General features: G+C 62.7%; 13 protein-coding genes and 1 pseudogene. 13 read left to right on the top strand and 1 reads right to left on the bottom strand.

Annotated features, from left to right (window positions below; all coding sequences use genetic code 11):
- Nucleotides 1–25 precede the first annotated feature (25 nt).
- From TQ98_RS10630 to TQ98_RS10675, 11 genes and pseudogenes are all read left to right on the top strand, one after another.
- On the top strand, nucleotides 26–658 hold the full coding sequence (locus TQ98_RS10630) for a response regulator transcription factor (protein WP_044875390.1): 633 nt from the start codon (nucleotides 26–28) through the stop codon (nucleotides 656–658).
- A 680-nt stretch (nucleotides 659–1338) separates the two neighbouring features.
- Nucleotides 1339–1839, top strand: a complete 501-nt coding sequence (gene tssB, locus TQ98_RS10635; protein WP_044875391.1) for a type VI secretion system contractile sheath small subunit — start codon at nucleotides 1339–1341, stop codon at nucleotides 1837–1839.
- 32 nt (nucleotides 1840–1871) lie between these two features.
- Nucleotides 1872–3410 carry a type VI secretion system contractile sheath large subunit gene (tssC, locus tag TQ98_RS10640; RefSeq protein WP_044875392.1) on the top strand — a complete coding sequence of 513 codons (1539 nt, stop codon included), beginning with the start codon at nucleotides 1872–1874 and terminating at the stop codon, nucleotides 3408–3410.
- Nucleotides 3411–3433: 23 nt separating this feature from the next.
- Entirely contained in the window at nucleotides 3434–4789 is a 1356-nt protein-coding gene (gene tssK, locus TQ98_RS10645; protein ID WP_044875393.1) for a type VI secretion system baseplate subunit TssK, read from the top strand.
- On the top strand, nucleotides 4786–5466 hold the full coding sequence (gene tssL / locus TQ98_RS10650) for a type VI secretion system protein TssL, short form (protein ID WP_044875394.1): 681 nt from the start codon (nucleotides 4786–4788) through the stop codon (nucleotides 5464–5466). Before tssK ends, tssL begins: the two co-directional genes overlap by 4 nt.
- 9 nt (nucleotides 5467–5475) lie before the next feature.
- Nucleotides 5476–6015 carry a hypothetical protein gene (locus tag TQ98_RS27590; RefSeq protein WP_146036002.1) on the top strand — a complete coding sequence of 180 codons (540 nt, stop codon included), beginning with the start codon at nucleotides 5476–5478 and terminating at the stop codon, nucleotides 6013–6015.
- Nucleotides 5972–7231 (top strand): annotated as a pseudogene (gene tssF, locus TQ98_RS10655) (type VI secretion system baseplate subunit TssF); the annotation flags it as partial. The gene TQ98_RS27590 and the pseudogene tssF, both read left to right, overlap by 44 nt.
- Nucleotides 7195–8289 carry a type VI secretion system baseplate subunit TssG gene (gene tssG / locus TQ98_RS10660; RefSeq protein ID WP_044875395.1) on the top strand — a complete coding sequence of 365 codons (1095 nt, stop codon included), beginning with the start codon at nucleotides 7195–7197 and terminating at the stop codon, nucleotides 8287–8289. The pseudogene tssF and the gene tssG, both read left to right, overlap by 37 nt.
- Entirely contained in the window at nucleotides 8270–8806 is a 537-nt protein-coding gene (tssJ, locus tag TQ98_RS10665) for a type VI secretion system lipoprotein TssJ (RefSeq protein ID WP_044875396.1), read from the top strand. Before tssG ends, tssJ begins: the two co-directional genes overlap by 20 nt.
- Nucleotides 8807–8809: 3 nt before the next feature.
- Nucleotides 8810–9247 carry a type VI secretion system baseplate subunit TssE gene (gene tssE, locus TQ98_RS10670; RefSeq protein WP_044875397.1) on the top strand — a complete coding sequence of 146 codons (438 nt, stop codon included), beginning with the start codon at nucleotides 8810–8812 and terminating at the stop codon, nucleotides 9245–9247.
- 31 nt (nucleotides 9248–9278) lie between these two features.
- Nucleotides 9279–10460 (top strand): OmpA family protein, encoded by a 1182-nt coding sequence (locus TQ98_RS10675; RefSeq protein WP_052659277.1) that lies wholly within the window; start codon nucleotides 9279–9281, stop codon nucleotides 10458–10460.
- 201 nt (nucleotides 10461–10661) lie between these two features.
- Here TQ98_RS10675 and TQ98_RS10680 read toward each other — a convergent pair whose 3' ends face one another.
- Nucleotides 10662–13025, bottom strand: a complete 2364-nt coding sequence (locus TQ98_RS10680) for a DNA polymerase II (RefSeq protein WP_044875399.1) — start codon at nucleotides 13023–13025, stop codon at nucleotides 10662–10664.
- A gap of 224 nt (nucleotides 13026–13249) precedes the next feature.
- On the opposite strand from TQ98_RS10680, the gene TQ98_RS10685 reads away from it, so the two are divergent.
- Together TQ98_RS10685 and TQ98_RS10690 are read left to right on the top strand one after the other, a co-directional pair.
- On the top strand, nucleotides 13250–13480 hold the full coding sequence (locus TQ98_RS10685; protein ID WP_044875400.1) for a hypothetical protein: 231 nt from the start codon (nucleotides 13250–13252) through the stop codon (nucleotides 13478–13480).
- Nucleotides 13477–13776: a cell division protein ZapA gene (locus TQ98_RS10690; RefSeq protein ID WP_044875401.1), complete on the top strand. Its 300-nt coding sequence runs from the start codon at nucleotides 13477–13479 to the stop codon at nucleotides 13774–13776. Before TQ98_RS10685 ends, TQ98_RS10690 begins: the two co-directional genes overlap by 4 nt.
- Nucleotides 13777–13791: the final 15 nt, after the last annotated feature.

Consider the following 13791-nt stretch of genomic DNA (forward strand, 5'->3'; position numbering starts at 1 on the left):
TATCCATACGAACCAAGGGGCCGTAATGAGCGTTGCCAAACCCATCCGAATCGCGCTGATCGACGATCACGTGCTGGTGCGCGATGGGGTGAAATCCCTGCTGTCGGCCCTGCCGCATTTCGAAGTGGTGGCCCAGGCCGAATCGGGTGCCGAAGCGCTGGAACTGGTGGCGTCCACCGAGCTGGACCTGCTGCTGGTGGATATCGGCCTCAAGGACATGAACGGCCTGGAGCTGACCCGCGAGCTGTGCAGCCTCTATCCGGGCATCAAGATTCTGATCCTGAGCATGTACGACAACCAGGAGTACGTGCGCACCTCCATCAATGCCGGCGCCTTCGGCTACGTCCTGAAGAACGCGCCCTCCACCGAACTGATCGCCGCCATCGAGGCCATAGTCGCCGGCGGCAGTTTCTACAGCCCGGAAATCGCCCGCAAACTGGCCACTAATGTCCGCGACGAGAACGAACTGACTCCGCGGGAGCTGCAGGTGCTGTCCATGCTCGCCAAGGGCCTGAACAACAAGGAAGTGGCCCGCGAACTGGATATCAGCGTGCGCACGGTGGAAACCTACCGCCTCAGCATCCGCCGCAAGCTGAGCATCGACACCCCCGCCGCGCTGGTGAAGTACGCCCTGGAGCATGGGCTGATTTCCATCTAAGTCGATCCAGCAGGGCAGCCGTTCCGGCTGCATGGCGAATGAATTCTCCCCACAGAAAAGCGACCAGGCCGGTCCCCTGTGGGGGTGATTTCAATCGCTAACCGGTCCGCAGGAGCGGCCCAGGGCTCTCCATCACGGACGACCTATCCGCTTTTCTGGGGAAGTCAGATTCCTGATCTGCTCCCAAAGCCGCCCCTGGGAGTACCCCTTGATGCGTGCTTCCAGCCAATCACCGCCTTCGCATACAGCGTCTGATCGCTGAGACCACCCGAACGAAATCCGACTGGCTTTCCACATCGGAGGTGACCGGGCACGCACGTCAATGGCGATCCTCCGAGTTGGGATCATGCCTAACGCACGACAAATAAGTTTGCGTGTTTGCGGGTTATTTCCTGTGCATCCAGTTCTTGTGGTTTTTGTGGCGTGGATGGGCAGGCTTGTCTGATTTTTATGTTTGTTTATGTGGGATTAATCCGACCGTTTGGTGGTGATTTCTTTTTTGCTCGAGAAGTCTTCAATTGGTTTTGCTTTTTGTTTTAGGTTTTCACGGGTTCGAGATTCAGTCCTTTTTTGAGGGTTAAAAACTTCTTGCATGGGGTTTTGAGCGGTCTGTCGCGCTGCTTTCGCGGCTTGCCGTTTTGATGTGAAAAAACAAAGACACAATATAGGGAAGTATTTCGATGTCCTTAGATAGCTTTCAGAATGAAGTTCCAAAGGCTCGGGTCAATATAAAGCTTGATCTGCACACTGGTGGTGCCCAGAAGAAAGTCGAATTGCCGCTGAAACTTTTGATGATGGGTGACTATAGCAATGGGCAAGAACATCGCCCGCTCTCCGAGCGCGGCAGGATTGATATCAATAAGAACAACTTCAACGGCGTGCTGGCTGATTTTCATCCGAGTTTGAAACTCACCGTGGATAACACGCTGGCCGATGACGGCTCGCAGGCCAACATCGAACTGTCCTTCCGCCATATCAAGGACTTCGAGCCCGAGCAGGTTGCACGTCAGCTACCCGATCTGCGAGCCCTGCTGGCCATGCGCAATCTGCTGCGCGACCTCAAGTCGAACCTGCTGGACAACGTCACTTTCCGCCGCGAGCTGGAACGCATCCTCAAGGATGACGCGCTCAGTAGCGAACTGCGCGACGAACTGGCCGCACTCGCCCCGCAAGACCGCTGAACGTCCTGGTTCGATGAATTGGAGAGAAGAAGATGTCCGTAGAAGGAACTGCTGCACAAACCCTGGGCGCCGACGTGCTGAGCCGTGATGGGCAAAGCGTTTACGCCGCGCTGTTCGACAAGATCAACCTCAGTCCGGTAGCGGCTCTGACCGATATCGAAGTTTTCCAGAGCACCGATGCTTTGTCGGAAGTGTCCGCTGATGAACGTGTCACCGCAGCGGTCAGTGTTTTTCTCGATCTGCTCAAACATTCTTCGCAGAAGGTCGAGCGTCTCGACAAGAGCCTGCTGGATGAACACATCGCGAAGCTGGACGAGCAGATCAGCCGGCAGCTGGATGCCGTCATGCATCACCCTGACTTCCAGCGGGTCGAGTCCACCTGGCGTGGAGTCAAGTCGTTGGTCGATCAGACCGATTTCCGCCAGAACGTACGGATCGAGTTGCTCGACATCAGCAAGGATCATCTGGTGCAGGATTTCGAGGACGCACCGGAGATTGCCCAGAGCGGCCTGTACGCCCACACCTACATCCAGGAATACGACACACCCGGCGGCGAGCCGATCGCGGCAGCTATCTCCAACTACGAGTTCGATCGCAACCCGCAGGATATCGCCCTGCTGCGCAACATCTCGAAAGTGGCGGCGGCCGCTCACATGCCTTTCATCGGTTCGGTGGGGCCGGCCTTCTTCGGCAAGGAGTCGATGGAGGAAGTGGCGGCGATCAAGGACATCGGCAACTACTTCGAGCGTGCCGAGTACCTGAAGTGGAAGTCTTTCCGCGACTCCGACGACGCGCGCTACATCGGCCTGACCATGCCACGTGTGCTGGGGCGGCTGCCCTACGGTCCCGACACGATTCCGGTTCGCGGTTTCAACTATGTCGAAAGCGTGAAGGGCCCGGATCATGACAAGTACCTCTGGACCAATGCCTCCTTCGCCTTTGCCGCAAACATGGTGAAGAGCTTCATCAACAACGGCTGGTGCGTACAGATCCGTGGTCCGCAGGCAGGTGGAGCGGTTACCGACCTGCCCATTCACCTCTACGACCTGGGGACCGGCAACCAGGTGAAGATTCCCTCGGAAGTCATGATCCCGGAAACCCGCGAATTCGAATTCGCCAACCTGGGCTTCATTCCGCTCTCGTACTACAAGAACCGCGATTACGCCTGTTTCTTCTCTGCCAACTCGGCGCAGAAGCCAGCGCTGTACGAGACGGTGGATGCCACCGCCAACAGTCGGATCAACGCGCGCCTGCCGTACATTTTCCTGCTGTCGCGAATTGCCCATTACCTCAAGCTGATCCAGCGCGAGAACATTGGCACCACCAAGGATCGCCGCTTGCTCGAACTGGAGCTGAACAACTGGATTCGCGGACTGGTTACCGAGATGACCGATCCGAGCGACGACCTGCAGGCCTCGCACCCGCTACGCGACGCCAAGGTGACGGTGGAAGACATCGACGACAACCCCGGCTTCTTCCGCGTGAAGCTCTATGCCGTTCCGCATTTCCAGGTGGAAGGCATGGACGTCAACCTGTCGCTGGTTTCGCAGATGCCCAAGGCCAAAGCCTGAGCCATCCCATAGGAAACGACGTCATGAACATCGACCGCCCCCTATGGGCTGCGGGGACATTGCTGTCCCCGCAGCAATTCCAGCAGCAGGCGCGCTGGGAGGCATGGACCAACGAATGCCTTGCTCACCTCTCCCTGGTCCATCCCTGGGGAGTGCTGGCGGTAGCGTTCGATACGGACGCGCTGCGACTGGGAAAACTGAAGGCATCACGGCTGCACGTGCGTATGCCCGACGGCACCCTGATCGACACGGACCGGGTCGACCGCCTGCCGCCGGCCCAGGAGCTGTCCCGCGTGCTGGCCGATGACGTCCGGAGCGCGAGCCTGCTGCTGGCTTTACCGCTGGAGCAGGGGAATGGCAACAACTGCATCCTCGACGGCGGCCAGGAGGACCGGCCCACCCGCTATCGCCAGGAATGGCGTGAGGTGCAGGACCTGTACGGCGATGAAAGCCAGTCGATCAGCGTGATGGAACACCAACTCACCCTGCGTCTGGCCAGTGACGACAATGGTGATTACCTGACCTGTCCGATCGCGCGTCTGACGCGCGGTGCGGAGGGCGGTTGGACGGTAGACCCTAGCTATGTGCCGCCGCTGCTGAGTTTCGCCGCCCATTCGGGCCTGCTGACACAGCTGGACAACCTGCTGACGCAGTTGTCTGCCAAGCGCCAGCGCCTTATGGGCATGCGTCGGGAAAGCAATCAGCGAATGGCCGACTTCGCCGTGGCTGACGTTTCGCTGTTCTGGCTGCTCAATGCGCTCAATACCTATCAGCCGATTCTGGCCGACCTTAAGGCTCATCCTGCACGCCATCCCGAACAGGTCTACGTGGAACTGGCAAAACTCGCCGGCAGCCTGTTGACCTTCTCGCTGGAGCACGACGTCGAGAAGATTCCGGCCTATCGGCACACGCATCTGGAGGCGGTATTCCCGCCACTGATGAGCACGATATCGACCTTGCTCGAAGCCAGCCTGCCGTCACGCGTCATCGCGCTGGTACTGGAAGAGAATGGCGCCAACCGCTGGAAGGTCGAGCTCAACGACCCTCGCTTGCGCGAACCGGACGGCGCCGATTTCTACCTGTCCGTACGTTCGCGCTTGTCGGCGGCACAGCTGCAGAACCAACTCCCGCGTCTGTGTAAGGTCGGCACCCCGGATGATGTCGATCATCTGGTCAATGCGGCGCTCGATGGCATTCCGTTGCAGCCGCTCAGCCATGTTCCAGCCGCCATCCCGTTGCGCCTGGAGAACCAGTACTTCGCGCTGGATCTCGGCCATCCCAAAGGGCAGGCCATGCTGGCCGAAGGCGTCTGCGCTTTCTACGTCCCCTCCACGCTGATCGATGCGAAGCTGGAGCTGTTCGCGGTGCTGCGCACATGAGCCTGAAAACCGAAGCGCAGACGCTGTCTGCTGTCGATGTCGACGCGCTGTTGCAGGACAGCTACCTGCTGGTCGTGGAGCTGCGTGGGGGCGCTACGGCAGGGAGTGGCAGAGACCTGTGGAAGCGTTGTTCGAACCAGGTCGAGGAAGTCCGGCAACGGCTCAAGGATGCCGGAATGAGCCAACGCAGCGTCGATCACATCAGCTACGCCCAATGTGCATTGCTGGATGAAACGGTGCTCGGCTTTGCCAAGGAAGAAGCCCATGCCGACTGGGCGGCTGAACCCTTGCAGGCGAAGTTCTTCAACCGCCACCAGGCGGGGGAATTCCTTTATGAGGACATGCATGAAGTCCTTCGCGAACCGGCACCGGACCTGCACGTCATGACAGCGTTCCAACGTGTTCTGATGTTGGGATTCAAGGGACGCTACAGCGATCTTCAACACCCTGAGCGCGAGCAACTCCTGCGTGTCTTGAGTACGCGGGTTGCGCCCCTGGTCACTCGCCATGCGCTGATCTCACGCGTCGGTCGCGTTGGCGGTTTCCGCGTGCGGCGCTGGCTGAGCTCCCCGTTCATGCAATGCCTCGTGGTCGCAGTGCTGCTCGTTGGCGCCTGGTGGGGACTGAACTATCTGCTGGGCGACGCGATTTCCTCGCTCCTGCCCGGTAGGGTGTGAGGAGGCCGAATGACGTTGAAGCTGACGCGAGGCCTCTGGATATGGGCAGCCGTGCTTGCCTTGGCGCTGCTGCTCATCGTTCCGCTGACAGGTTGGCAACGCGCATGTGGTGCCCTGGCTATCGCGCTCGCTTTGTACCTGGCGTGGCGCCGGGCGGGGCGGCGAGCCGCCTGGCGACGCCAGGCTTTTTCGCTGGCCAATGATATGTCCCTCCCTCCAGCGACATACCGCCAGCCGGTAGTCCTGGTCTGTGGTGATGGCTTGCAGGGGCTGTTCGAGACGACAGGCGCCGACAAGGTCGCCCTGCGCATCACGTCGCAGGGCTGCTATCTGCGGGTGGCGAGCACCGAACATTTGCCGCGCATGGTCGAAAGCATCCTGGCGTATCGATCGCATTGGGGTGGTCAGCTCTGCGTTCTCTACATCATCAATCCGGGAGAACACGCCGACGTCGCAGTGTTGGCCGGGCAGCTACGGGCATTCCGTCACCAATTGGTTGTTGCACGCCGGCATGGACCTGAGCCGCCTGCCCCTGTACCTGAATGCTGAAGCACCGTTGGCGAGCGCGCTGCACCTGGCGCTGACCCGGCATGCGCAGGCCCTTTATGTGCGTCTGCCCGGCACGCCGGAGCGCATGGCGCTGGATGGCTATTTCGCCGCCAAGGGGTTCGCCGAGGACGATCGCTTGTGGCCCAAGGGCGACAGCGCCTTCAGTGGTTATCAGTTGTTGCTGGAGTACTTCAGCTTCCGCGAGAAGTTCATGTTCGTCACTTTGCACGGGCTGGAGCGGTTGAACGTCCCGGAAGGCACGTCCTGGTTCGAGCTGGAGGTGGTGCTGGCCGAAGCCTGGCCGCACGACTTCGAGCCGCGCACCGAGCACCTCCGCCTGCACGCCGTACCGGTGATCAATCTGTTTCCGCTGGAGGCCGATCCGCTGCGGCTGGCCCCCCTGCAAAGCGACTACCTGCTGCGTCCCATGCGCTTGCAGGACGGCCATACGGAGATCTATTCGGTGGACCGGGTCACCGCCTCGAAGAATGCCGAGCGCGAGGATTACGTCCCCTTCACCAGCTTCCGGCACAAGGGCGGCATGCTGCGGGACGACGCACCGGAGCGTTATTTCCATACCCGCGTCAAACGCGGCGCGAACGGCTTGCACGATACCTGGCTGATCCTCGGCGGCGAGGGGTTCGACACCGACCGCCTGCTGGCGGAGGAAAGCCTGTCCCTACGCCTGACCGGCACCAACGGCCAGTTGCCGCGCAAGGCGTTGCAGAGCACCTTGCTCGATACCCTGGTGCAATCGTCCCGGGCGGGCCTGCGGGTGCGCAACCTGTGCGCACCGACGCTGCCGTGCTACCCGCCCAATCGCGACCGCTTCCACTGGCGGGTGCTCAGCCACCTGGGGTCGAACTTCCTCCCCATGCTGGATAACGCCGAGGTGCTGCGTGGCACCCTGGCGCTCTACGACTGGACCGGCAGCGAGCTGAACCGCCGGCGCCTGGAGGCCATAGTCGAGGTTCGCCATCACCTCATCCAGCGCTTCGAGAAGGGTTTTCTGCTGCGCGGGGTAGCCATCGAAGTCACGCTGGACGCCAACGGCTTTTCCGGTGAGGGCGACATCAGCCTGTTCGGTGAAATGCTCAGCCGCTTCTTCGCGCTCTACGCCGATCTCCACCTGTTCAACCAGCTCACGCTGGTCCTTCAACCCACCGGTAAGTGCCTGCGATGGAACGAGAACCACAGTCAGCGTATTCCCGGCTGAAAGCCAGCGGACTGCTGCAAGCCCTGGAGGGGCGGGTGGCTGAAGCCAACCTGTACCGCTTCTGCCAACTGCTGGAGCAGGCGCTGCCGGGTCATCCGCCCCTGGGCAGTACCGCGCGCCTGGCGGACGACCCGGTGCGCTTCCGTCCGGACCCTGGAATGGCGTTCCCCGCAGGAGAGCTGAGGACGATTGAGACCGACGCCGAGCAACCGCTACGCCCGGCCACGGTGCGTACGCGCCTGCTGGGCCTGTATGGCGTGGATTCGCCCCTGCCGACCACCTACGTGGACGACATCGCGCAGCGCCGCGAGGGGCATGAGGCCCTGGAGGCCTTCCTCGATATCTTCAATCACCGTGTATTCACCCAGCTGTATCGGATCTGGCGCAAGTATTCGTACCCGGCGACCTTTGAGGCGGGTGGGGCCGATGCGGCCTCCCAGTGCCTGCTGGGACTGATCGGGTTGGGCATTCCGGGTACGGCCAAGCATGTCGCGACGCCCATCTCGCGCTTCCTCGCGCTGCTGGGTGTGATGCGTCTGCCCACCCGCAATGCCGAAGGCGTGTCGGCGCTGGTGAAGCTGCTGGCGCCGCATACGCAGGCGCGCGTTACACCGCACTGGCCACAGCGCATACCGCTGACGCAGCCGGCCAGTCTGTCGGCCAGCCGTCCGGTGAGTCTGTCCCAGGGAACACCCCTGGGAAGCGTTGGCCGCGATGCCAACAGTCAGTTGCTCCTGGTGTTGTTCACCGAAGATCCCGAGGAGGCGCTGGGCTGGTTGCCGGGCGCCCGGCTGCACGGCGATCTGCTGGCGCTGTTGCGCGTTTACCTCGGCTGGCGTTGCACGGCTCGGATGCAGCTGTCGCTGCCGAAGCACTGTCTGCCGCAACCGGTACTCGGGCGGGCGCCGGTACTGCTTGGCATGACCGGGGTGCTGGGGTTGGGCAGCAGTCGGCGAGCCGACGAGCAGGGCGCCGTCACGATCGAACTGGGCCGTTACCAGGGCCTGCGGAATAATCCCAAGGAAAGAGAGACACAGCATGTCGCGTACCGTTTTTAAGTTATTGCTGCTGGCCATGCTGGGGACGCTGGTTGGCGGCTGTGGCCTGTACCAGAGTGTGGAGGACACGTCGGCGTCCATCGCCAGGTCGATTTTCTACAAGCAGGTGATGACCCTGCATCTGGATTTCAGTGGCCGTGCGGCGATCAACACCGACAGCCAGGACATGTCCGCACTTGCCGTGCCGACCCTGGTGCGCGTCTATCAATTGCGCGATGGCAAGGCCTTCGGGAAGGCCTCCTACGACCGCCTGCTGAGTGACAGCAACACCCTGTTGGGCGCCGACCTGCTGGACGAACGGGCCGTGGTGGTGAGGCCCGGCGAAGGCGCGCAGCTGAGTGTGCCGATGGACCAGGCTGCGCAGGTCGTCGTGGTGATGGCGTTGTTTCGCCAGCCGGATAGGGCGAAGGACAGCTGGCGGCTGGTGCTGGCGCGGGATGACCTGGACCCGGATCGCCCGCGGGTGGTGGAGCTCGCCGACAACCGCCTGACCCTGCGCCCGATGCCCAGGGAGTGACCGATGGCCGAGCACAATCCATCGCTCTACGAAATGCTCCTGCAGAACTTCAGCGGGGAGCTGGAGTTGCACCAGGTGCGGGAAGAGGACCAGGCCATCCTGTCGGTGCTCGATAACGTCCAGCGCATTCTCAACAGCCGGGCCGGCGCGCTCAGCCATCTGCCGGACTACGGCCTGCCTGACATGAGCCAGATTCTCCAGGGGCTGCCCGCCGCCGCGCACGGGTTGATGAGCACGATGAGCAACACCCTGCTGAGGTACGAGCCGCGTCTGGCGGCGTTGCGTATTCAGCTACAGCCGCAGTCCCAGCCGGGGCACCTGGAATACAGCCTCGACATGCGCCTGAAGAGCGGAGAGCAAACGACGTTCGGCGCCACCCTCGCGCCGGAGGGCAAGGTACTGGTGCGTCACCTCAAACGGCAGCATTACCTGTCGCGGTAGACCCTTGTGAATGCCAAAGGAAATGAGCGTCATGAGTGAACTCGGAATACATACAGCCGGTGATCCGCGCGGACGCAGCGAGTTCGCCGCGCTGTGCGAGGAGCTGTCGAAACTGAATCATCCCGCCCGCCCGGACGTCGACTGGTACAAGGTCGAGCAGTGGTGCCGGGAACTGTTGCGGGAGAGCGGTGGTGACCTGCAGACGGCTGCTTTCTTCGCGCTGGCGCTCAGCCATCGGCGTGGTCTCTCGGGCATGGCCGATGGCATGGCGCTGCTGGCGCAATTGCTGGCCAGCGGATGGGATCGCTTATGGCCTCTGAGACTCCAGGAGCGCACGGACATTCTTGCCTGGCTGTTCACGCAGTTGCAGCCGCTGCTGCGAGGACTGGAGGTCGGCGAGAGAGAGTTGCCGGCGGCCCGTCGTCTGGATGCGGAGCTGGCGGGGGTGGAGGAGAGTCTTGGCCAGCATCTGCAACCGCCGCCCGTGCCGCTGCGGGCGTTGCGCCAGCAGGTAGAAAAACTTGCCATACGCCTGGAACGTGGCGTCGCGACGATTTCCCAGGCAGGCCGCGTGATTGTGCGCGTGCCGTTCGGCGACGCCGCCCCGGCCGTCAATCAGGTGCTTGCGACCAGCGCCGATCCAACGGCGCCCACTGTCGTCGAGCTGGAAATCGCCATGGTCTCGGCCCCTGCGCCCGCAACGGGACGCCGTGGGCGGCGTGTCCTCCTCTGGCTGTTGGCGGGTTCCGTCGCTGTGATGCTGTTGAGTGCGCTGTGGTGGTGGGGCTGGCTGCCAGAATGGGTGGGGACACCCGAATCCGCTCAGGTTGGCGTTCCCGGGCCGGTACGCCTGGACAACCAATTGCTGTTCGCTTCCGGCAGCGCCGAGTTGAAGTCGGAGTCGACCAAGATGCTGATCAAGGCCCTGGCTACGGTCAAGGCGCAGCCCGGATGGGTGATTGTCATTGCCGGGCACAGCGATGCCACGGGCGACACCCAGCAGAACCTGGAGTTGTCGCGCAGCCGTGCCGAGGCGGTTCGCGATTGGATGCAAAGCATGGGTGACGTCCCCGACGACTGCTTCGCCGTGCGGGGCTACGGATCGAGCCAGCCGATTGCCGATAACGAAACCGAAGCAGGCCGCGCCGCCAACCGGCGTGTCGACATCAGCCTGAGACCAGAGAAGGGCGCTTGCCAGGCAAGTATGCCCTGAGGAGAACGGCGCCTCTGCGAAACCTATCGAGCCCGACTGCATGGGTTTCGCTTCGCTCGCGGAACGCCGCCCGACCCATCCTACGAGCTGCTTTTTTGTGGGGGCGAATTCATTCGCCAAGCAGACGGAACGGCTGCCTTTCGGTCATATCGCGAATGAATCAGCTCCCATAATTAGTGCGGGAATCGCTTGCGATCCGTTTTAGAACAACACCATCTGCCGATCGATCAGCGAAACGAAATCATCCCCCACGAAAGGCAGGATGGCGTCCGCCACTGGCTGTAGCTGGCGGGTCAGGTAGTGGTCGTAGTCGATGGCGGAGCAGCGGGTTTCCAACGGTTCGGGGCCGTTGACGGTGATCAGGTAGCTGATCCAGCCGCCGTTCTGGTATTGGCGTGGGCGGCCCTGTCGGTCGTTGAACTCGTCGGCGATGCGTGCGGCGCGGACGTGGGGCGGGACGTTGCGGGTGTAGTCGTCCAACTGGCGGCGCAGGCGCTTGCGGTAGACCAGCAAGTCGTCCAGTTCGCCGGAGAGGGTGCGGGCCACGTAGTCGCGGACATAGTCTTGGTAGGGCTGGCGCATGAAGATGCGCTGGTAGAGTTCCTGCTGGAACTGCTGGGCCAACGGCGACCAGTCGGTGCGTACCGTTTCCAGGCCCTTGAAGACCATCTCCTGGCTACCGTCCGCGCGGGCCACCAGGCCGGCATAGCGCTTCTTGCTGCCTTCCTCGGCGCCGCGGATGGTGGGCATCAGGAAGCGCTGGTAGTGGGTTTCGAACTGCAGTTCCAGGGCGCTTTCCAGGCCGTATTCCTGCATCAGGTGTTCGCGCCACCACTGGTTGACCACCAGCACCAGACTGCGGCCGATGCGCGCGGCTTCTTCTTCCCCGTGGGGACGCTTGAGCCAGACGAAGGTGGAGTCGGTGTCGCCGTAGATCACGCTGTAGCCCTGGGCTTCGATCAGCTCGCGGGTACGGCGCATGATCTCGTGGCCGCGCATGGTGATGGAGGAGGCCAGGCGCGGGTCGAAGAAGCGGCAGCCGCTGGAACCGAGCACCCCGTAGAAGGCATTCATGATGATCTTCAGCGCCTGGGACAGGGCCTTGTTGCCCTCGCGCTTGGCCGCCTCGCGGCCCTGCCAGACACGCTCCACGATCGACGGCAGGCTATGCCGGGTGCGCGAGAAGCGCGCGCCACGAAAGCCCGGTACCGAGTGTTCGTCGTCCGGCTGGCGCAGGCCTTCGATCAGCCCCACCGGATCGATCAGGAAGCTGCGGATGATCGACGGGTAGAGGCTCTTGTAGTCCAGCACCAGCACCGACTCGTAGAGGCCGGGGCGCGAGTCCATGACGAAGCCGCCGGGGCTGGCCTCGGGAACCTTCTCGCCGAGGTTGGGGGCAACGAAGCCCTGGCGGTGCATCAGCGGCATGTAGAGGTGGGTGAAGGCCGCCACCGAGCCGCCGCTGCGGTCGGTGGGCAGGCCGGTGACGGTGGCGCGTTCGAGGAGGAAGTCGAGCAGACCGGTCTTGTCGAAGATGCGCGTGACCAGCTCGCAGTCCTTGAGGTTGTAGCGCGCCAGGGCGGGCTTGTCCTCGGCGAACATGCGGTTGATCTCGTCCATGCGCTGGTAGGGCGTGTCGATCGCTTTGCCTTCGCCGAGCAGCGTCTGGGCGACGTTCTCCAGGCTCAAGGACGGAAAGCTCCAGGTGGCCGAGCGCAGGGCTTCGATGCCATCGATGATCAGCCGCCCGGCGGCCTCGGCGAAGTAGTGGTTGTTGCCGCTGCCATGTTCGCGCCAGCCCATGGGGTCGCCGCCCCGGCCCAGGCGCAGCGGCACCTTCAGCTTCTCGGCATGGGCCTGGAGCATGCGCAGGTCGAACTGCACCAGGTTCCAGCCGATGATGGCGTCCGGGTCGTGCTCGGCCAGCCACTCATTGAGCGCTTCCAGCAGTTCGGCGCGGCTGTCGCGGTAATCGAGCTGGAAGTCCAGCTCGCCGGCATCACCATTGGCCGGGCCGAGCATGTACACCTGGCGCTGGCCACAACCTTCCAGGGCGATGGAGTAGAGCTCGCCGCGCTCGGTGGTTTCGATGTCCAGGGACACCAGTTTCAGGCGTGGGCGGTAGTCGGTGTCGGGCTTGAGCTGGGCGTCCAGCAGCAGGCCGCGGGCGTCCGGGGTGCCGCCGAAGAGGACCGGCGCGGTGATGAAGCGCTCCATCAGGTAGCGCTCCGGCGGACGGATGTCGGCCTCGTAGACGTCCACGCCAGCCTTGCGCAGGGCCTTGTCCAGGCGCATCAGCTGCCGATGGTGCTTGCAGTACAGGCCCAGCACTGGACGGTGCTGGAAGTCACAGAGGGTGAGGGGGCGGAGCTCGACGTCCTTCTCGCCGCGCAGCAGCGTCTCGGCGCGCTCGCGGTGTTCAGCGGGAACAAAGGCCACCGAGGTCTGCACGGGCAGCCGAACCTGGCGTGGGCCTGCGTCGGTGGCCAGCCAGAATTCGACCTCCGTCCCTTCGGGTGTGTCCTGCCAATGCCGGGTCAGGACGAACCCCTGCTGTAACTCCACCGCTGTAACCTCGGAACCTTTTTTCACTGCGGGATTCTACTCGTCATCGACCCGCCGCGCGCGTCGGGAAGAGTGCCGCTCATACTGTCTGTTGACATTAATAACATTGGCTAAGCCATTGAATTGACAGCATACATCCTGTCTGAGCAACCCTATTTTTCCTGGCCAGAAAGGGGGCTTTTCTTTATCCTCCGCGGCCATTTTCACCCGTCCGGGAGACGACCATGCTGGACAACACCCTCGTACAACTCGAAGAGCTCGTCAGCGAACTGCTGCAACAGAACCAGGCGATCGCCGATGACAACGCCCGGATCCGTGCCGAGCTGCGCAAGGCCCGCGAAGACAACGACAGCCTGCAACTGGCGATGATGGAACAGGAAGAGAAGAACAACGCCACCGCCGAGCGCCTGCAGGCCCTGGTCCGCCGCGTCAGCGACAGCCGCGCTAGCGCATGAACAGGGATGGCATCCGCGTACTGCGCATCCTGGGGCGCGAGTACAGCATCAAGGCGCCACCCGGCGAGGAGCATGTACTGCGGGATGCGGCGGCGATGCTGCAGGCGGAGATATCCGCCAACAACAAGAAATTCCCCTACGTCACCGGCAGCGAGCTGGTGGTGCTGGCTGCGCTCAACCTGTGCGCACGCCAGCTGAGCGCCCCCAGCCGGCCCCACGAGCCGGAAGACGTCACCCAGCGTCTCGCGGCGCTCAATCGGCGGATTCGCGAGCAGTTGGACAATTCCGAGCGCTGAGGGTTGGAAACCCGA

It is taken from the genome of Pseudomonas sp. LFM046 (assembly GCF_000949385.2).
In the GTDB taxonomy this organism is placed as follows: Bacteria; Pseudomonadota; Gammaproteobacteria; order Pseudomonadales; family Pseudomonadaceae; genus Metapseudomonas.